At 66.9% G+C, this 18770-nt stretch carries 18 protein-coding genes; 14 read left to right on the plus strand and 4 right to left on the minus strand.

Features of this window, described 5'->3' with window-relative positions:
* The first annotated feature begins 38 nt into the window (after nt 1-38).
* The 5 genes from AC3A6P_RS10195 to AC3A6P_RS10215 all read left to right on the plus strand — a co-directional run bounded on the left by AC3A6P_RS10195 (nt 39) and on the right by AC3A6P_RS10215 (nt 3599).
* Nucleotides 39-719, plus strand: coding sequence for an energy-coupling factor ABC transporter permease (locus AC3A6P_RS10195; RefSeq protein WP_487691290.1), 681 nt, complete (start codon nt 39-41; stop codon nt 717-719).
* Nucleotides 712-1068 (plus strand): energy-coupling factor ABC transporter substrate-binding protein, encoded by a 357-nt coding sequence (locus tag AC3A6P_RS10200; protein ID WP_487691292.1) that lies wholly within the window; start codon nt 712-714, stop codon nt 1066-1068. The genes AC3A6P_RS10195 and AC3A6P_RS10200 overlap by 8 nt, the downstream gene beginning before the upstream one ends.
* Nucleotides 1065-1802 carry a cobalt ECF transporter T component CbiQ gene (gene cbiQ, locus AC3A6P_RS10205; RefSeq protein WP_487691294.1) on the plus strand — a complete coding sequence of 246 codons (738 nt, stop codon included), beginning with the start codon at nt 1065-1067 and terminating at the stop codon, nt 1800-1802. The genes AC3A6P_RS10200 and cbiQ overlap by 4 nt, the downstream gene beginning before the upstream one ends.
* Before the next feature lie 10 nt (nt 1803-1812).
* A complete protein-coding gene (locus AC3A6P_RS10210) occupies nt 1813-2661 on the plus strand; it encodes an energy-coupling factor ABC transporter ATP-binding protein (RefSeq protein WP_487691296.1) in 849 nt (282 codons plus the stop codon).
* Between the two features lie 185 nt (nt 2662-2846).
* On the plus strand, nt 2847-3599 hold the full coding sequence (locus AC3A6P_RS10215; protein WP_487691298.1) for a FadR/GntR family transcriptional regulator: 753 nt from the start codon (nt 2847-2849) through the stop codon (nt 3597-3599).
* On the opposite strand, the gene AC3A6P_RS10220 is transcribed toward AC3A6P_RS10215, so the two are convergent.
* Both AC3A6P_RS10220 and ilvC read right to left on the minus strand, forming a co-directional pair.
* Nucleotides 3583-4035 carry a hypothetical protein gene (locus AC3A6P_RS10220; protein WP_487691299.1) on the minus strand — a complete coding sequence of 151 codons (453 nt, stop codon included), beginning with the start codon at nt 4033-4035 and terminating at the stop codon, nt 3583-3585. The genes AC3A6P_RS10215 and AC3A6P_RS10220 overlap by 17 nt on opposite strands.
* Nucleotides 4032-5108: a ketol-acid reductoisomerase gene (gene ilvC, locus AC3A6P_RS10225; protein WP_487691301.1), complete on the minus strand. Its 1077-nt coding sequence runs from the start codon at nt 5106-5108 to the stop codon at nt 4032-4034. The genes AC3A6P_RS10220 and ilvC overlap by 4 nt, the downstream gene beginning before the upstream one ends.
* Before the next feature lie 142 nt (nt 5109-5250).
* Here ilvC and AC3A6P_RS10230 point away from each other — a divergent pair, with 142 nt between their 5' ends.
* A complete protein-coding gene (locus tag AC3A6P_RS10230) occupies nt 5251-6630 on the plus strand; it encodes an MFS transporter (RefSeq protein WP_487691459.1) in 1380 nt (459 codons plus the stop codon).
* A 224-nt stretch (nt 6631-6854) separates the two neighbouring features.
* Here AC3A6P_RS10230 and AC3A6P_RS10235 read toward each other — a convergent pair whose 3' ends face one another.
* Both AC3A6P_RS10235 and AC3A6P_RS10240 read right to left on the minus strand, forming a co-directional pair.
* Nucleotides 6855-7556, minus strand: coding sequence for a GOLPH3/VPS74 family protein (locus AC3A6P_RS10235; protein WP_487691302.1), 702 nt, complete (start codon nt 7554-7556; stop codon nt 6855-6857).
* 38 nt (nt 7557-7594) lie between these two features.
* Nucleotides 7595-9289, minus strand: coding sequence for a VanW family protein (locus AC3A6P_RS10240; RefSeq protein WP_487691303.1), 1695 nt, complete (start codon nt 9287-9289; stop codon nt 7595-7597).
* Nucleotides 9290-9472: 183 nt separating this feature from the next.
* Here AC3A6P_RS10240 and AC3A6P_RS10245 point away from each other — a divergent pair, with 183 nt between their 5' ends.
* The 8 genes from AC3A6P_RS10245 to AC3A6P_RS10280 all read left to right on the plus strand — a co-directional run bounded on the left by AC3A6P_RS10245 (nt 9473) and on the right by AC3A6P_RS10280 (nt 18766).
* Nucleotides 9473-10516 (plus strand): extracellular catalytic domain type 1 short-chain-length polyhydroxyalkanoate depolymerase, encoded by a 1044-nt coding sequence (locus AC3A6P_RS10245; protein ID WP_487691305.1) that lies wholly within the window; start codon nt 9473-9475, stop codon nt 10514-10516.
* 265 nt (nt 10517-10781) lie between these two features.
* Entirely contained in the window at nt 10782-12269 is a 1488-nt protein-coding gene (locus AC3A6P_RS10250) for an MFS transporter (protein WP_487691307.1), read from the plus strand.
* A gap of 46 nt (nt 12270-12315) precedes the next feature.
* Nucleotides 12316-13266: a zinc-binding dehydrogenase gene (locus tag AC3A6P_RS10255; RefSeq protein WP_487691309.1), complete on the plus strand. Its 951-nt coding sequence runs from the start codon at nt 12316-12318 to the stop codon at nt 13264-13266.
* Nucleotides 13259-14128: an alpha/beta fold hydrolase gene (locus AC3A6P_RS10260; protein WP_487691311.1), complete on the plus strand. Its 870-nt coding sequence runs from the start codon at nt 13259-13261 to the stop codon at nt 14126-14128. Before AC3A6P_RS10255 ends, AC3A6P_RS10260 begins: the two co-directional genes overlap by 8 nt.
* The gene (locus AC3A6P_RS10265) at nt 14125-15786 is read left to right on the plus strand and encodes a long-chain-fatty-acid--CoA ligase (protein ID WP_487691313.1); all 1662 of its coding nucleotides are present in this window, start codon (nt 14125-14127) and stop codon (nt 15784-15786) included. The genes AC3A6P_RS10260 and AC3A6P_RS10265 overlap by 4 nt, the downstream gene beginning before the upstream one ends.
* A complete protein-coding gene (locus AC3A6P_RS10270) occupies nt 15783-17573 on the plus strand; it encodes a gamma-glutamyltransferase family protein (RefSeq protein WP_487691315.1) in 1791 nt (596 codons plus the stop codon). The genes AC3A6P_RS10265 and AC3A6P_RS10270 overlap by 4 nt, the downstream gene beginning before the upstream one ends.
* Before the next feature lie 36 nt (nt 17574-17609).
* Complete coding sequence (locus AC3A6P_RS10275) at nt 17610-18020, plus strand: hypothetical protein (protein WP_487691317.1); 411 nt, start codon at nt 17610-17612, stop codon at nt 18018-18020.
* Nucleotides 18021-18028: 8 nt separating this feature from the next.
* Nucleotides 18029-18766 (plus strand): SDR family NAD(P)-dependent oxidoreductase, encoded by a 738-nt coding sequence (locus AC3A6P_RS10280; protein WP_487691319.1) that lies wholly within the window; start codon nt 18029-18031, stop codon nt 18764-18766.
* Nucleotides 18767-18770: the final 4 nt, after the last annotated feature.

The raw sequence follows: 18770 nt of genomic DNA on the forward strand, positions 1-18770 counted from the left end.
AGGAACGCAGAGATTCCTGCAGGAGAGAACCGTGGCCCATGCACATTGCTGAAGGATTCCTTCCCCCTGTCCACGCCGCGGCGTGGACCATTGCCGCCGCACCATTTGTCGTTCACGGCGCCCGAGCCGTCGTCCGGGAGGTCCGGGAGCGCCCGGAATCGCGGCTGTTGCTGGCCGCGGCCGGCGCGTTCGCTTTCGTACTCTCCGCGATCAAGCTGCCGTCGCTGACGGGCAGCTCCAGTCATCCCACCGGCACCGGTCTGGGTGCGGTGTTGTTCCGGCCCCCGGTGATGGCTTTCCTGGGAACCGTGGTCCTGGTGTTCCAGGCGCTGCTCCTCGGCCACGGCGGTATCACGACGCTGGGCGCCAACGTCTTCTCGATGGCGGTGGTGGGGCCCTGGGTCGGTTACGCGTTCTGGCGTCTGACGCGCCGCGCGGGCATCCTGCCCGCCATCTTCATGGCGATGATGACGGCCAACCTGTCGACCTACTGTGCGACGTCGGTCCAGCTGGCACTGGCGTTCCCCGATGCCCAGTCCGGCGTACTGGGAGCACTGGTCAAGTTCTTGTCCGTGTTCGCAGTGACCCAGATTCCGCTGGCCGTCATCGAAGGCCTGCTGGGTGTGGTGGTGTTCCGGGTGCTGCTCAGCGTCGCCAAGCCGGAGCTGACCCAACTCGGGGTGCTCGGCGCCAAGCGGCAGGAGGCTGCTGATGTCTGAATCGCCGAAGTCGACGAGATCATGGCTGATCAACCTCGGCCTGCTGGCCGCCGCAGCCGCCATCTTCATCGTGTGCCTGACCATCGGCCAGAGCATCGCCGGTGACGAATCCGAAGAGTCGTTCGTCGGCACCGACACCACCGCCGTCACGGCCATCGAACAGGGCCACCCGGATTACGAGCCGTGGTTCGCGCAGGTGTTCGCGCCGCCGTCCGCCGAAGTCGAGTCAGGACTGTTCGCGCTGCAGGCAGCACTCGGTGCGGGTGTATTCGGTTATGCGCTGGGCGCGCTGCGGCGCCGACGGAACACCCCAGCCACCGCGCCCGTCGCCGGTGACGACCGCTCTTGATCGGATCACGCCTCGACAGTGCGGCCTGGGACAGCCGATGGCGGTCCCGGTCCGTGCTGGAGAAGGTGATCCTGTGCGGCGGGCTCCTGGCGTGCGCGGTGGTGTTGCCCCCGTGGCCCGCTGCCGCTCTGGTGCTGCTGGTCGCCCTGGCGGCGGCGCACCTGGCCGGGCTGCCCGCCACCCATCTGCTGCGGATGCTGAGCATCCCGATGGTGTTCATCCTCGTTGCCGGGGTGTCCACGGCGGTGAGCCTGGATCCGTCCGGCCCCACCCTCACGACCTCCGCCGAGGCGATCACGCGGGCGTGTGCGACCGTCGCCCGCGCCGTGGCGGCCACCGCGGCGCTGATGTTGCTCGCCTCCACCACCCCGATGAGCGACCTCACCGACTCCCTGCGCCGGATCGGGGTGCCCTCGGCCTGCGTGGACGTGGTGACCGTGATGTACCGGATGATCTTCCTGCTGTTGGATTCCATTGGGGTGGTGCGCAAATCGCAGGTCGGCCGGCTCGGGTACTCGAGTGTCTCCCGGTCGGTGCGCTCGGCCGGCTTGATGACCGCCGCCGTCCTGGTCCGGGCCTGGCAGCGCGGCCACGCCCTGGAGCGCGGGCTCAGCGGTCGCAACCTGGGCGCGCCGCTGGCCCGCCCCGAGAAACCGGCCATCTCAGCACGTTTCGTGGTCGCCGCGGCCGCGACGAACGTCGTCGTCGCGGTGACGTCACTGGCGCTGGTGTGAGGAAGCGACCATGAGCCACCGACACCTGGCCGCGGCCGGTCTGCACTTCGGGTATCTGCGCGGTGCCGAGGTACTGGCCGGCGCCGACCTCGACATCGCTCCCGGCTCGCGGGTCGCGCTGTTGGGCGCCAACGGATCCGGCAAGAGCACCCTGTTGCAGTGCCTGGCGGGCACACTGGCGCCGGACTCGGGGGCGATCACCCTCGACGGCCGCCCGATAGCCAGGTCGCGTCGAGGTCTGCGCGAGCACCGCCAAGCGGTGCAGCTCGTCTTCCAGGACCCCGACGATCAGCTGTTCTCCGCCGATGTCGCCGAAGACGTCGCCTATGGCCCGATCAATCTCGGGTTGTCGGCCACCGAGATCCGGGAACGCGTCGATCGCGCGCTAAAGCTGCTGGGCATCGAAGACCTCAGAAGCCGCCCCACCCACCAGCTTTCGTTCGGGCAGCGCAAGAGGGTCGCCATCGCGGGAGCGATCGCGATGCAACCGTGTGTGCTGCTGCTGGACGAGCCCACCGCGGGCGTCGATCCGGCGGGGGTCGACGCGTTGTTCGCCACACTGGCCGACCTGGAACGGGCCGACACCACCGTCGCGCTGTCCACCCACGACACCGCATTGGCGTTGGACTGGGCCGACTCGATTGCGGTGATCGATCACGGGGTCACGCGGCAGGACCGGCCGATGGCGATCTTCGGCGACGCGGAACTGATCAAGACCGCCCAACTGCGCATGCCCTGGCTCATCACCTTCAGCGAGGAATTGATCGCCGACGGCCTCCTGCCGGCAGGCGCGCGGCCGGAAACGCCCAGTGCCCTTCGGGCGGCGCTGAAGTCGGCGTTGCCGGTGCGACACGAGTAGCTACGGGCGGTATCCGGACGGCTCTTCATGCTCTAGACTGGTTGCCGCGGGCCCGATGAAGTTGGTGAGAATCCAGCACAGTCGCGCTACTGTGACACCCCGCTGAGGTGAGGGTGAAGTCAGACCTGACGGTCCGCAGCTGAGATCCATCGATCAGGGACGCCGAATCCCTGCAGGAGGACACCGTGGCCGACGTTACGTCCGAGCACATCTCACCAGCACAGTGGAAGCCCTTGGCGCGCATGCGCACCCACGAGCAGGTGGTGGCTGAAATCGAGCACCGCCTCGTGTTGGGCACCCTGAAGGCCGGCGACCGGCTGCCACCTGAGCGCCAGTTCGCCGAGGCGCTGGGGGTCAGCCGCGGAGCGGTGCGGGAAGCACTGCGCATCCTCGAGGCCATCGGTGTGGTGGAGGCGGGCACCGGCACCGGTCCGGCCTCGGGATCACGGATCGTCAAAGACAGTGTGGCCGGTATGGCGATGGTGCTACGAATTCACCTGCAGCTGGGCTCTTTCAGTACAGAAGATCTCGGCGAGGTGCGGCTGCTCATCGAACGCCTGGCGGCGCGCAAGGCTGCCGATAACGCCACTGCCGAGGACATCGCCGTCCTGCGTAACCTGGTGAACCAGATGCGGGCCGCTCGCACCCCTGCCGCATTCAACGACCTCGACGCGGCCTTCCACACCCGCATCGTGCAGACCTCCGGCAACGGGTTGTCCGCGGTGCTGATGGCGGCGTTGCGGGACGCTCAACGGCGCACCCGGTCAACCGAATTCGAGAGCTGGGACGACTTCATCGGGAACCTCTCGGCCGTCACCGACGAGTACAGCGCCATCATCGATGCGATCGCCGCGGGTGACGGTGGGGTGGCCGCAGACCTGACGGCCGGCCAGCTGACCCACGGCGGACGAGACGCCGGTCTCAGGCGGGCTGGCTGATCCGCTGGGGCGTCGTCGTCTCGAATGTCCAGCCCGTGAGGGTCACCACCGACCGGAGAAACCCCTCGAAGGTGGTGAAGTGCAGGCGGCCGAGCCCCGGCCGGGTCCGATACACCTGACCCGTCCACGGCTGGTCGGCCGATACGATGAATTTGTGCTTGCCTGAGGCATTTTCGCGTAGCAGCTTCGGGCTCAGAGAGTGGCGGCCGATGGGGTGTGGTGCCGGTTCCGGGGATACCGAATGCAACGGCCACCCGGTGACCGCCAAGAATTGGCCGCAGAACGATTCGAGCGAATCGAAGCGGTGCCGGTGGTTGCCCGGGCGGGTGTGGTAGACCTCGCCGACCCACGGCGCCTCGGTGGCCACGATGATCTTCCAGGCCACGGGCGTGGACTTCATCGACTGCGGACCCGCACTGCCGTCGGTCATCGTCATGCCCGGGCCGGGCTGCCCTGATAGTCGTTGTCCTGCTGCTGGATCCAACCCATCAGGCCGCGGAGGTCGCGGCCGGTGGCTTCGATCGGATGCTGCTCGCCCTGGGCGCGCAGGGTGCGGAATTCACCCGCACCGGCGTCCTGGTCGTCGATGAACCGTTTGGCGAAGGTGCCGTCCACGATGTCGGCCAGAACCTCCTTCATGTGTTCCTTGACATCAGGGGTGATGACGCGCGGGCCCGAGACGTAATCGCCGAATTCGGCTGTGTCCGAGCATGACCAGCGTTGCTTGGCGATGCCGCCCTCGTACATCAGGTCGACGATCAACTTGAGCTCGTGCAGGCATTCGAAGTACGCGACCTCCGGCTGGTAACCCGCCTCGACCAGGGTTTCGAAGCCGTACATCACCAATTGTGAAGCACCACCGCACAACACGGACTGCTCCCCGAACAGATCGGTCTCGGTTTCCTCGGCGAAGGTGGTCTTGATGCCTCCGGCGCGCAGGCCGCCCAGTGCTTTGGCGTACGACAGTGCCAGCGGCCACGCCTGTCCGGAATGGTCCCGCTCCACGGCCACCAGCACCGGCACACCGCGGCCGTCGGTGTACTCACGCCGCACCAGATGGCCGGGGCCCTTGGGCGCGACCATGAACACATCGACGCCGGCCGGGGGAGTGATGTAGCCGAACCGGATGTTGAACCCGTGGCTGAACACCAGCGCGTTGCCCGCCTCGAGTGCCGGGGCGATCTCCTGGGCGTACAGCGTTCGCTGGTGTTGATCGGGTACCAGCAGGACGATCACGTCGGCCTCGGCGGCGGCCGCTGCGGGCGTCAGGACGCGCAGGCCCTCTTCGTCGGCCTTGGTGCGGCTGCGGGAGCCCGACTGCAAACCGATGCGGACGTCGACGCCACTGTCGCGTAGCGACAGCGCCTGCGCGTGGCCCTGGCTGCCGTAGCCGATGACCGCCACCCGCTTCCCCTGGATCAGCGACAAGTCGGCGTCATCGTCGTAGAACATCTCGGCGGCCATCAGATCTCTTTCCTGCTCAAGACAGGTCGCCGTGCTGACGACCATCCTGTGGTCGGACCATACAGAGGGTGATGAAGTGCGTCAAGGACCATTGGTGTGGCTGGGGCAACTTGGCAGAGCTCCTTGTGGTGTGTACCACACCTATGGTAGGACCATATAGAGATCCATCCAACCTTTGGAGATGCCCATGCACCAGCAGAGCCCGGCTCTGACTCCCAACCAGGATCCGACGTCCCAACGCCGTGGTCTTCGGAAAGTCGGCGCTGCCAGCCTGATCGGAACGACGATCGAGTACTACGACTTCTTCGTCTACGGCACCGCGGCCGCTTTGGTGTTCCCCGCCGTCTTCTTCCCCGATGTCAGCCCCGCCATGGGCACCATCGCCTCGTTTGCCACCTTCGGGGTGGCCTTCTTCGCCCGTCCCGTCGGGTCGATCGTGTTCGGCCACTTCGGAGACAAGATCGGACGCAAACGCACCCTGGTGTGGACGCTGCTGATGATGGGGCTGTCCACGGTGCTGATCGGCCTGTTCCCCGGGTACGACACCGGCGTGTTCGGGGTCTTCGAGAACGGCATCGGTATCTGGGCCCCCATCCTGTTGGTGACGATGCGTTTCCTGCAGGGGCTGGCCATGGGTGGGGAATGGGCCGGCGCCACGTTGCTGACCGCCGAGTACGCGCCGAAGAATCAACGCGGGCGAATGGCGGTGTACCCGCAGCTCGGGCCGGCCTGCGCTTTCTTCCTGGCCAGCGGCACCTTCTTCGTGGTGTCGCTGACCGTCGGCGCCACCAGCGAGGCGTTCCTGAGCTACGGCTGGCGCTTCCCGTTCCTGGCGTCGCTGATCCTGGTCATGGTGGGTCTGTGGATCCGGCTGTCCATCGCGGAAACGCCCGTGTTCAAAGCGCATCTGGAGAAGGAGAAGCTGGCGGCGTCCACCGCGCCGGTGAAGCTGCCGTTCGCCGATGCGTTCCGGCGCCAGTGGAAGCAGATCCTGATCGCAGGCCTGGCCATGTCGACGGTGTTCTCGATGTTCTACACCGGCAGCACCTTCCTCACCAGCTACGGCATGGGCACCCTGGAGTTCACCCGCACGATGATCCTGGGCTTCGGCATGATCGGCGCCGTGGTCCTCGCTGTGGTGACGGCCGCCGCGGCGATCATCTCCGACCGGGTGGGACGCAAGAAAGTGATCGCCGTGGCCTACGGCGGTGCGGTGATCTGGTCGCTGCTGCTGTTCCCGTTGCTCGATACCGGTTCGCCGATCGCGTTCCTCATCGGTGTGACCGTCACCCTGTCGCTGTACGGCATCGCCAACGGTCCCGCGGGTGCGTTGCTGCCGGAGATGTTCCAGTCCCGATTCCGTTACACCGGTGCAGGATTGAGCTACAACCTGGGCGGGATCATCGGCGGCGCCATTCCGCCGATCCTGGCGGCACAGATCGTGGCCAACTACTCCAGCATCTGGGTGGGTGTCCTGCTGGCCGCGCTGGCGGGGGTGAGCTTGCTCTGCGTGCTCGCGCTTCCTGAGACGAAGAACAACGACCTCGAGGATGTGATCGTCAAGTAGGTTCCCTATTCACAAAGCCGCCGGTGAGCCCTTGGCTCACCGGCGGTTTGGTCACGAGGTTGGGCGTCCGCCGGTGGGTTCTGGCTACTGTTGTCGAACCGGGTCCGCGACTGTCATCGACGCGGTCGAGGCCGACAACGCGCGGGGATTCCTGCTGTTGGGTCCCGATGCCTTGGACGCCAATCGGCGTCCCGCCGAAGCACGCTCGGGCGTTCATTGCCTCGTCAGTTCGGCGGGTGCACCGTAGTCGCGACGATGACGCTGTTGACCACAATTGCGGTGACGGTGCGAGTCACTGCTTCTCCGGCAGCCGTTGCACCCCAGTTGCCGTGCTCGAGTTCCTTGGCGCGACCGATGACGGCGGAAGTCCAGGGAATGTCCGGGCCGAACTGGGGCAGAGACCCGCTTTTCCACAGCAAGGCTGCAAGGGCCGCGATGCGGGGGGTCGGCTCGGTGCCATCCACGAGTGCACTGCGGACACTGTCGAGAAGGATGGATCGGCGCCCGTTTCCGCCGTCCCGAAGCGCGGTGGTTTCGAAGATCCGCAGCGCTTTCTTCTTTTCTTCGCGTATGTCACCCCGCGCGATGAGACGGTCGAGGAGGGGCTGGCGGAGTGTCGGACCGATGGCTGCGAGCACGGTCTGGATGCCTCGGGGCTTGGCGGAGATGTAATCCCAGGTGGAACGATAGATCACGTCTGAGGGTGCCTGTCCGGCAACAGGTTCCACGATGACGGTACCGACCCGGGACGTGGTGGTCGTCACCTTGTTCTGGAGGGCGAGGTCTGTGAGCACTGCTCCTGCCAACGGGTAGAAGAGTGTGTTCTCGCCCGCGATCGTCCCGGATTCGGGCTGGAACAGCAGCAGGAGGAGGTCCTCGGCCAGTGTCGGGGCTTCGTCGTTTCGGTCGAGTGGCAACGTCGTCATGGTTCTGAGTTCCTGTCTGTCAGAGGATTCGGCGCGCCTTAGCCGCAGACCACCCTGGGGATGGGGTCATAGATCACGGTGTGGGACTCGGTTCTCGTCGGTCCGCCGGTGACCTCGCGCAGGGTGCGCGTGTCGGTGATGGTGAATCCTGGTGCGCCGCCGCTGGCACTGCAGGCTTCGCCGGCGGGGATCGTGATCGTCTGAGGCGACGTGGGTCGACTTCGTGGACTCTGCGAGGACGTCACCTCATAACGTTTGATGCCCACCAGGCGCACCGTGACGGCGCTGGGCGTCCAGTCGGTTTGTATCTGCACCGACGTCGGCCCGTCGTTGCGGAATTTGACATCCAACACATCCCCGAACACGGTGGCTTCCCGACCGGGCGGGTAACGGCTGATGTAGTAGCTGTGCTCGTGATGTTCGATGTCCTCCATGCCGGCAAAGTAGGCGGCGTTGAACAACGTGGTGGCCACCTGGGACACGCCACCACCGACACCGCGGGCGGGTCGGCCGTTCTCGATGATGCCGGCCTCGACATAACCGGCGGCGGCGTTGCGCGGATTGGTGGCGGCATTCAGGCTGAACGTTTCCCCGGGCCGGACGACCATGCCGTCGATCTGTTCGGCGGCGCGGCGGATGTTCCTGCCCGAATCGCTGGAGAACCCACCTGTCTGGAACTCACCGATGGTCTGCACAGGACCCAGTTGTTCGAGCGCTTCGAAGGTCAATGAGGGACTCTCGTCGACGTACACCGCGGCGATCTCACGGTTGTCGGTATCGCGGAGAACCGACAGCAGGTCTTCCAATGTGGCGTCGTAGTCCAGCCGCCGGCCGTCCTGCGCCGGTACCTTGGCCGGCGGGGTGGCGGCGAAATCGATGTCGGCGTCGCGTTTCGGGATCTCCGAGGCCGCGAGTTGGGGACGTAACTCGTCGACGATGAGCCTCTCGTTGATCTCCGGCACCAGACGCCCCTGTGCGGGCCGGAAACTGAGCGCCGCTGCGATGACGTCCTCGGTGATGACGCCCCGGACGCCGCTGTCACCGTCGACGATGACGGGCTCGGACACTGCCGGGGCGGCGATACTGTCAGCGGCCACCGCGACATCGGCGGCGGTGGTGTCTGGCGCAATCTCCACCATCGGCAGCTCGAGGGTTTCTCCGCTAGCCCAATGTCGGCTGAAAACCTCAGCGGCAGAGGTGATGTCGAGGCGTTGTCCGGATTCGGGATCTGAGGTCCGGGGACGTCCGTCGACGAACGTGACGGAGCCTTCCACCGGGTCCTCGGCGACCTGGGAGCCGAGTTCTTCCAGCGTTGCGACAAGTGCGGGCTCGTCCACGGAGGCCACCACGTCAATCGGGGTCTCCACGAAGAACGACGTGATCCGGGTGAGCGGGTTCAGCGGTTGCCCACCGGCTGAATCGACGGTGGCCTGCAGGTCCGCGGTCACATCAACCGCGCGGGGGTCCACGGTGGTTTCCAGTGCTCCGAGTGTGACTGGAACGGGAAGTTCCTGACGCGGAGTGATCTCTCGGCGCAGGCGCTGCTCGGCCTCGTCCGGGGTCAACCCGCCGAGCGACACCCCGGCTGCGGTGACGCCTCTGGGCACCTTGGACGAGGTGATCATCAGATCGGCGATGTAGACCAAAGCCAGCGCTGCCAACGGAAGTCCGATCGCCAGGAGTCGTCGACGTCGCCGAGACCCGCCGGGATCCATGCGCTCATCGTCAGACATCGACGTATAAACCGCACATCGTCAGGCCGATATTCCCGCGATGATGCTGAACCCATCCACGACACGAGCGTAGCGCCAGTGGCGGAGAATGCCGTTGCCGTCGGCCAGGTTTGAAAAGCACGAACCACGGCCCAGCGTGGAGTCAGAACGCCGCCGAACGGCTGCTTCGATACTCTCGGTGAGGTGCTCGACGCTCACGCACCCACAGGCGGCCGTCGATGGCCACGGATCCTCGCCGCTGTCGTCGCGGTACTGGTGGTGGCGCTGGGGTCGCTGACCGCGGCCGCGCAGTACGGCCTGCCGTGGTGGATGGGCCACGGCGACGTCAACCACACCTACCAAGGCCTGCGTTATCAGGTTCATGTCCCGCCGCAGCATGACGGCCGGGCCCAGCTGCCGGTGATCATGGCGATCCACGGGTGTGCAATGACCGGATTCGGTTGGAACAGCATGAAGGCCACCACGCAGTTCAACGCCCTGGCCGACCGCGAGGGTTTCATCGTGGTCTACCCCACGCAGCGGATGTTTCGCGACAAGCTCAACTGCTGGCGCTCCGGCGATCCGCGTGAGCAACAGCGCCACACCGGAGAACCCGCGCTGCTGGCCGGCGTGGCGCATCAGGTCATCGAGCGCTACAACGCCGATCCCGCCCGCGTGCACGTGGTGGGCGCGTCCTCCGGCGCGGGAACCGCGGTGATCCTGGCGGCGACGTATCCGGACGTGTTCGCCACCGCCACCTCGGTGGCCGGGGGTGAGTACGGCCTGAACCAGGTGAATCCGGACGATCCGGACGCCACGCCACCGGAGTACACCGCCCGCCAGGCGTGGGCGCAGATGGGCAACCGCGCCCGGCGGGTGCCACTGCTCGTCGTCCAGGGCTCGGCGGACACCGTGGTGCCGCCGACGGTGGCCGCCAGGCTGGTCCAGCACTGGTCGGCCGTCGGCGATCTGGTGGACGACGGGGAACTCAACAAGAGCCTCGGTTGGCAGCGGCGGGAAACGAGGGTTCCTGCGGCGCCCGGCCGCCACCCGTACACGCACACCACGTACTCGCCTGAGGGCGTGACAGCCTCAGCCATCGAGCTGTATCTCGTTCACGGTATGGGGCATGCCTATTCCGGACCCACCTCGGTGGGTCTTTTCACGGACCGGGCCGGACCCGACGTCAGCTCACTCGTCTGGGATTTCGCCCAGAAGCACCCGCGGCGGGACTCGAGCGAGGGCTGACCGCGGCGCGCAGCATGTGGGCGAGGCGGATCTGCCTCAGGTTGCCGCGGTAATCGATTGTGGTGCAGTGCGTTCCATCATCATCGTCGCAGCGATGTCCGCGCGTCCCGACGTGGAGTCTGGAACCAGAACCACAAAGAATTGCATTCGATGCTTGCAAATAGGATGCAATCGGATTAGCTTCGTCGAAGGCGCAGCATCCGGCGACGCCTGCACTGCGTGCCCGTGACGGGGCAGCGGCTCCGACGGCGGCAGGAGGTCACCGGTGACGACAGAGCAATCCGATCTCGCCTCAGCTCGAGGCTCGAAGCCGGGGTTCCGGCAGATGCTTCGCCGGCGCGAGCTGGACTACTACCCGGTCGGAGCCGAGCGGCGAAAACGATTGGCGCTGGCCATGGCATGCGCCGTCGTCCTGTATTACCAGCAGTACATCTTCGGTGCCACCTCGGCGTTGACCAATCGCGAACTCGGCATGTCGGTCGGCTTCCTGACGGCGATCCTGGTGATCGGCAACGTGTTGGGGGCTTTCGGGAGTCTGCTCTCGGGCGTGGTGGAACGCTTCGGGCGCGCCAGTGTCGTCGTGTACGGGCTGCTGGTTCTGAGTGTGATCACGGCCATCGGTATGCCGCTGGCGACCAACAAGTGGATGTTCCTGGGTATCGCCTGCGTCACGTGCGTCATCGAAGGGATGGCCCTGGTGGCCGCGCCCGGGATCATCCGTGACTTCAGTCCCCAGTCGGGACGCGGGCGCGCGATGGCGCTCTGGGTGGTCGGGCCGGCAGCGGGCTCTCTGCTGGCGTCAGGGGTCGCTGCGCTGACGTTGGAGCGCCTCCAGACGTGGCGTAGCCAGTTCATCATCGCGGGCATCGTGGGCGGTGTGCTCGCCGTCATCGCGGTGCGGTACCTGCGCGAACTGAGCGCGGACTTGCGAGAGCAGGCCGCGGCGTCGGAAGAGGACAAGGAACTGCTCGAGGCACGGGTGGCGGCGGGGACGTTCCAGGCGCAGTCCGCCCCGCGATGGCGCAGCGTGATGACCGTCGCCATCCTGCTGCCCGTGATCGGCTTCCCGTTGATGCTCATCTATTACCACACCGTGATCACCTTGGCGCCCATCCTGTTTGCCACCGCGTTCGGACTCGACTCGGTGTTCGCCAATGCCTTGGTGTCGGCAAGCTGGGCGTTTTTTGTGATCGCCGCGTTTGTCGGCGGTTTCGTGGCCGACCGATACCTGGTCCGCAAGCCGTGGATCCTGTTGGGTGCGGTGTTGTGCACCGCCGTGCAGGTGTCGCTGATCTTCCTGATCGGCAGTGACGCCGGGGTTCTGGCGCTCGGCACGGCGATGGCGCTGCTGGGAATAGGCTGGGGTCTTTTCCAGGTCCCGTGGTTTGCGGCATTCACCGAGACCGTCGAGGCGCGTGACCCGGCCCTGGTGGGTAAAGCACTGGCGGTCTGGGGCTGGACCCTTCGCATCGTGGCCACCATCTGCTTCGGAGCGGTCTCCTTCGTCGTGCCTGCGGCAGACAAGGTGATCAACGGTGACCTGTCCGCCGTCACCGCCGCACACACGCAATGGCAGTTCTGGCTTGTGATTTCGACGATCGGCGGTCTGCTGAGCGCTGCCACCATCCCGCTGATGGCCGGCAGGTGGCGCACCAGCGATGCACGTCGGGACGTGCAGCGCCAGGCCATCGGCCGCGACGAGGAACTGGCGCAGCTGCGTGCCGCGCCACAGGCGACGACACGGGCGCCCTGAACGCCAGACGCGGAAAGTCGATCATCAGAACGAAAGGCATTGGAGAATGCGCGCACTGGTCGTGGATCGGGAGGCGCCCCGCGGGGTTCGGGTCGAATCGGTGCCGGACCCGGAGACCGCACCCCATCAGGCGCTGGTCAGGGTCAAGGCGGCATCACTGAATTTCGGTGAGATCGCGATGGTGGGCGGGGTGCTACCTCCCGGCATCGAGCGCCCCGCCGAGGGCACCGTGCTCGGCGTGGATGCTGCCGGGGTCGTCGAGCGAGCCGCCGCGGGCGGCAGCGGACCACCGGAGGGCACGCCCGTGGTGACGTTCGCATTCGGTGGGGCATGGGCGCAGCTTCGTGCCGTGGACACCGATTCCATCGGGGTGCTGCCCTCCGGTGCCGATCTGATCGCGGCGGCCACGGTGCCCGGTGCAGGCCTGACCGCATTGCGGGCACTGCGCCGGGCCGGGGTGGGTTCCGGTGACCGGGTTCTCGTCACCGGGGCAACCGGCGGTGTCGGTCGGTTCGCGATTCAGTTGGCGCACAACGAGGGTGCTCATGTCATCGCATCGACGTCGCGCCCCGAGGTGCACGGGGAACAGCTCCGTGCGCTGGGCGCCGCGGAGGTGGTCGCGACTCCTGTGGCCGCCGACGGACCCTGGAACGCGGTGCTGGACATGGTCGGCGGCGACCAATTGGTCGAGGCGTTCCGCCGCCTCGCCCCCGGCGGCACGCTGGTTGCTGTCGGCCATTCCGCGGAGCAGGCCGAGTCTTTCGCGTTCGGCGATCTCTTCGGTGACGGCCGGCGCCATGACCGCTCACTGGTGACATTCCACCTGTCCGGGTGCGACGGGTTGGGCCCTGACCTCGGCCGGCTGGCCGAAGAGGTCGCAGACGGTCGGGTCGACCCGGGTGTGTCATGGACGGGCGACTGGTCGAGCATCGATGCCGCCATCGACCTCCTGCTGGGACGGCGATTGCACGGCAAGGCGGTGATCACCATTGACTGACCATGAAGCCCCCGCCCGGCTCTCGGTGAACATACCCACCTCTGGCATCGTTCTCGACGCCGTCATCGCAGGACCCGAACAAGGCCCACTTGCCGTGTTGCTGCACGGCTTTCCGCAGAACAACTCCGAGTGGTCCGACGTCACCGCACTGCTGAACGCCGCAGGCATCCGCACTGTCGCGCCCAACCTGCGCGGCTACTCTCCGGGGGCCCGGCCGAAAGATGTTGCAGCCTATCGTGCTGACACGCTGGCCGGGGACGTGATCGGCCTGCTCGATGCGCTGGATGAGCCGAATTGCCACCTGGTCGCCCATGATTGGGGAGCCACCGTCGGGTGGTTCGCCGCCGGTCTCCACCCGACGCGCATCACTACCTATACTGCCCTGTCGATCCCACATCCGCTGGCCTACGCACGGGCGCTGCGCAACGACCCGGAACAACGTGAGCGCTCAGCGTATCTCGGGCTGTACCGTCAGGTGGGCGTCGAGAAGCGCCTGCTCGACAACGGGGCGGCCGAACTGCGCACGATGTTCGACGACTCCCGATTGACAGCCGCCGCCATCGACTCCTACATCGAACCGATGCTGGCCGATCCCGGGCTGCTCGTGCATGCGCTGAAGTACTACCAGGCGATGGCGCTGACCAAACCGACCGAACTGGCCGACATCACGATTCCCACGACGTACCTGTGGAGTGCGGACGACTTCGCGGTGGGCCGTGCCGCGGCACTGGGATGCGCCGCGTTGTGCCGGGCTGACTACCGCTTCAGGGAACTCCGCGGTGTCAGCCACTGGATGCCCGACGAGGCACCGCACGACGTCGCCGGGGAGATCGAGTACCGAATCAGGAGTGGACAGCCGTGACCGACGCACATCCAGCAGCGCACCTGCGAAGTGGCATGCAGGCCTCGCCACTGACTCTCACCGCCTTGGTGCATTCACTGTACGAGCGCACGGGCCGGGCGGAAATCATGACCTGCCGCAACGACAGCGGCGACGTCGAGCGGGTGACCCATCGCGATCTGGGCCGGCAGGTCGGCCGGCTCGCCAACTTCCTGGCCGCTCTCGACATCGGGCGGGGGCGCGGTGTGGCCACACTCCTGTGGAACACCGTCGAACACCTCGAGCTTTATGTCGCGGTACCCGCCATGGGTGCGGTGTTGCACACTCTCAACCCCCGGATGAACGCCGCCCAGTTGGCCTTCGTGATCGACGAGGCCGGCGATGACGTGCTGGTGTGCGACAGCGAGTTCGCGCAGCTGGTGCTCGAGGTGCTGCGGTTGTCGAAGCACGTCCACACCGTCGTGTTCGTCGGGGCGGAGGTCGCTGACGAGGTGCTCGACTCACTGCACCGATCTGGTCGGACAACGGCCGGTTACCGAGATCAATTGTCTTCTTGTGACGATGATTTCGCATGGCCTCGACTCGAGGAGAACACTGCGGCGTCCATCTGCTACACCAGCGGCACGACCGGTGATCCGAAGGGTGTCGTCTACAGCCACCGGTCGATCTACCTGCATGCGTTGGCGTCCTGCACGGCCAATTCGGTCGGTATCTCGTCGCGTGATGTGGTGATGCCGTTGGTGCCGATGTTCCATGTCAATGCGTGGGGCCTGCCCTACGCAGCGCTGATGGCGGGCGCGGCGCTGGTCCTGCCGGGCCGGTTCGTGCGGCCACGGACCATCGCCGAACTCGTGACCCGGTGTTCGCCCACGGTATCCGGTGCGGTGCCGACGGTCTGGACCGATCTGCTGGCATGGCTTCGCGAGCACCCCGGCTATCAGCTGGGGTCGTTGCGTCGTGCGCTCTGTGGGGGAGCGTCGGCCGCCCAGGCGCTCGTCGACGCATACCACGACGAATGGGGCGTCTCGCTGACGTGCGCGTGGGGGATGACCGAGACCTCGCCGATCGTGGCGATCGCCGACCCGCCGGGGGACAAGCGACCCACCAACGATGTCGGGCGGGTGAGCTTCGGCATCCGCGCCCGCGTGGTGGAGGAGTCCGGCACGGTGTTGCCCAGCGACGGCCACGCGGTCGGTGAACTCGAGGTCAGCGGTCCCTGGATCGCCGGCCGGTATCTCGGTGGGCGCGGCGGCGACAGCTTCCGCCGGGATGCACAGGGCGGTGAGTGGCTGCGCACCGGTGACCTCGCGACCATCGACGGTGAGGCGCGCGTCGTCATCACCGATCGGTTGAAAGACGTGATCAAGTCGGGCGGGGAGTGGATCAGCTCCGCCGCGCTGGAATCAGAGCTGTGTGCCCATCCCGCGGTGGCCGAGGCGGCGGTGATCGGTGTGCCGCACGACCGTTGGGACGAGCGCCCGATTGCCCTGGTGGTCGCGCAACAATCCCGCAGCATCTCCTCGGACGAGCTCCGCGAGTGGCTGGCCGACCGGGTACCTCGATGGTGGATTCCGGAGCGGGTCATTTCGGTTGCCGCACTGCAACGTACGAGCACCGGAAAAATCGACAAACGAAGTCTGCGCCGGCAGTACTCGCATGCGCCCGAGGTGCAGGTGTGACGGGGCCGGACAGCGCGCTGAAGGCGCGCCCGGATCTACACGGCTCGTTCGGGATGTGCGCGTCCACGCACTGGATCGGCACGGCCACAGCGCAATCGGTGCTGGAGCGCGGCGGTAATGCCTTCGACGCCGCGGTGGCGGCGGCGTTCGTGCTGCACATCGTGGAACCGCACCTCAACGGACCCGGCGGTGACCTGGTGGCCCTGGTTGCGGGCGCCGGCGAGCGTCCCGCAGTGCTCGCCGGGCAGGGCCCGGCACCTGAGCGAGCGACCATCGAACACTTCACCTCCCTCGGGCTCGGCCTGGTGCCCGGCGCCGGGGCATTGGCCGCCGCGGTGCCGGGCGCCGTCGACGCCTGGCTGCTGTTGCTGCGCGACAAGGGCACGTGGCGGCTGGGTGAGGTGCTCGAGTACGCCATCCACTATGCCGCTCATGGGCACCGGATCAGCGCCGCGGCGGCCGGGGTGATCAGCACTGTCACCTCGTTGTTCAGCGACCACTGGCCCACCTCGGCGCAGTGCTGGCTGCCCGACGGCAGGCCGCCGGCGCCGGACCAGGTGGTGGTGAACACCGACTACGCGGTGACGTTGCGCCGGTTGGTGGCCGCCGCGGTGGGCGTGGACCGGGAGGACGAGATCGAGGCCGCCCGGAGAACCTGGCGCAGCGGCTTCGTGGCCGAGGCCATCGAGCGATTCGTCGAGACGACGCCCCATCGGCACTCCAGCGGGGGAGATCATCACGGGGTGCTGCGGACCGCTGACATGGCCAGGTTCCGCGCCACGTGGGAGCCTCCGGTGTCGAACGTCTTCCGCGGGGTAACGGTTTTCAAAGCCGGACCGTGGAGCCAGGGCCCCGTGCTGCTGCAAGCACTGGAAATCCTTGCGGGCTTCGATGATTGCGAGCTCGACCTCGATACTGCGCGCGGAGTTCACCACACCGTCGAGGCCATGAAACTGGCCATGGCCGATCGGGACGCCTACTACGGCAGCGCGGTGGCCTCCGATGTGCTGCCGACCCTGCTGTCGTCCGACTACGGGCGGCATCGACGGCTGCTGATCACCGACACCGCCTCACAAGTCTCGAGGCCGGGGGAGATCGGCGTTCCGGCATACCTCCCGCCGCTTCGAGTCGACGGTGCCGACACCTCAGCCAGCGCGCTGGGCGTCGGAGAACCCACCGTGGAACTGTCGGGCAGCACCCGCGGAGACACGTGCCACATCGACGTTGTCGATCAGTGGGGCAACATGATCTCGGCGACGCCGTCCGGAGGATGGCTGCAATCTTCCCCCACGGTCGCCGGTCTCGGTTTCTGCCTGGGCACCAGACTGCAGATGACGTGGCTCGACCCGGCCAGCCCTTCGGCGCTCCGGCCGGGTGCACGACCGCGAACCACCCTGAGCCCCACCCTGCTCGGCACGGCGGATCAGGTGATCACCGCACTGGGGACGCCCGGTGGCGACCAGCAGGACCAATGGCAGCTGTGTTATCTGCTGCGCACGCTGGTCGGATCGGCCAGTCCCCAGGAGGCCATCGAGGCGCCCACCTTCCACACCACGAGCTTCGCGCAGAGCTTCTGGCCACGCACCTGGACGCCGGGCGGGTTGGTGATCGAGGACCGGGCCGGCGACGACGTGATCACCGACCTGTCTGCCCGTGGCCACGTGGTGACCCGGGCCGGCAGTTGGACCCTGGGCAGACTCAGTGCCGTGGGTAGGCAACCGCGGGACGCACAATTGTGGGCGGCCGCCAACCCCAGGGGCGCGCAGGGTTATGCCGCCGGCCGGTGACCAAGAACTTCTCACCCATATCCGAAGGAGCACACCATGACCGAGTCCACCACTTCCGCCGAGTTCCCACCCACCCCCGGGGACACCCTCATCTTCGAGAACGACCGGGTCCGCGTCTGGACGATGACCCTCCCGCCCAACGGCATGTTCGATTTCCACCAGCACTACCACGATCACATCGTGATCTGGCCGGACGCCGGCCGAGCCGAGGCACAGGAACTCGGTGATCCCGAGTGGTCGATCAGCCAGACGGCCGAGCGCGGGTTCGTGTTGTTCAAGACAGTCGGTCACAACGAGCCGCTGACGCCGCACCGCATCCGCAACCTCGAGGACCACGAGGTCACCCACTACATCATCGAACTCATCAGCGAGCCCTCGCCGAGCCCCACCGCCCTGCCGTCGGTGACCAATGACCGCGGTCGCCAGATCGACCGCCGCTCCGAATGAATGGCACCGTGACGCGTTCCTCGGCCCACACGGTCGCGATCGCCGGAGCAGCCGGCGGCATCGGTCGTGCCCTCGCGCAGGTGTTGCACCGCCGCGGTGCCGATCTGGTGCTCGGGGATCGTGATCGGAGTGTGCTGCAGACTGTCCGGGCGGAACTCAACGGTGGGAACGGCCGCGTGGAGACCACCGAACTCGATGTCACGTCGACCACCTCCACCGCGGAATTCATCGGGGCTGCAGGCGCTTTGGGCGGGGGCCTGCGCCACCTCGTGGTGGCCTCCGGGGTGTATCCCGAACACGACGTCGCGACCATCACCGACAGCCAATGGCGGCAGACGATGGCGGTGAATCTCGATGGCACCCTGCATCTGGTCCGCGACGCCATCCCGGCACTGAAGCCAGACGGGTCCATCGTGCTGGTGGCATCGATGGCGGCGCACCGCGGCAGCAGGCAGCACGCGGCCTATGCGGCTTCCAAAGGCGCACTGGTGGCGTTCGCGCGAAGCCTCGCATGGGAGCTGGCCCCGCAGGTGCGGGTCAACGTGGTCTCGCCGGGAATCATCGAAACCGCCATGACGGCGCCGCTGATCGCGGCGGAAGGGCAGCATCTGCTGCGCGCAACCCCGCTCGGACGTTTCGGCCGGCCGGCTGAGGTGGCCTCCGTCATCGCCTTCCTCTGCAGTGAGGACGCCGCGTTCGTGACCGGGGAGGTCATCCATGTCAACGGTGGGCTGCACATGGGCTGACCTC

Source organism: Mycobacterium sp. Soil_C_30 (genome assembly GCF_057656995.1).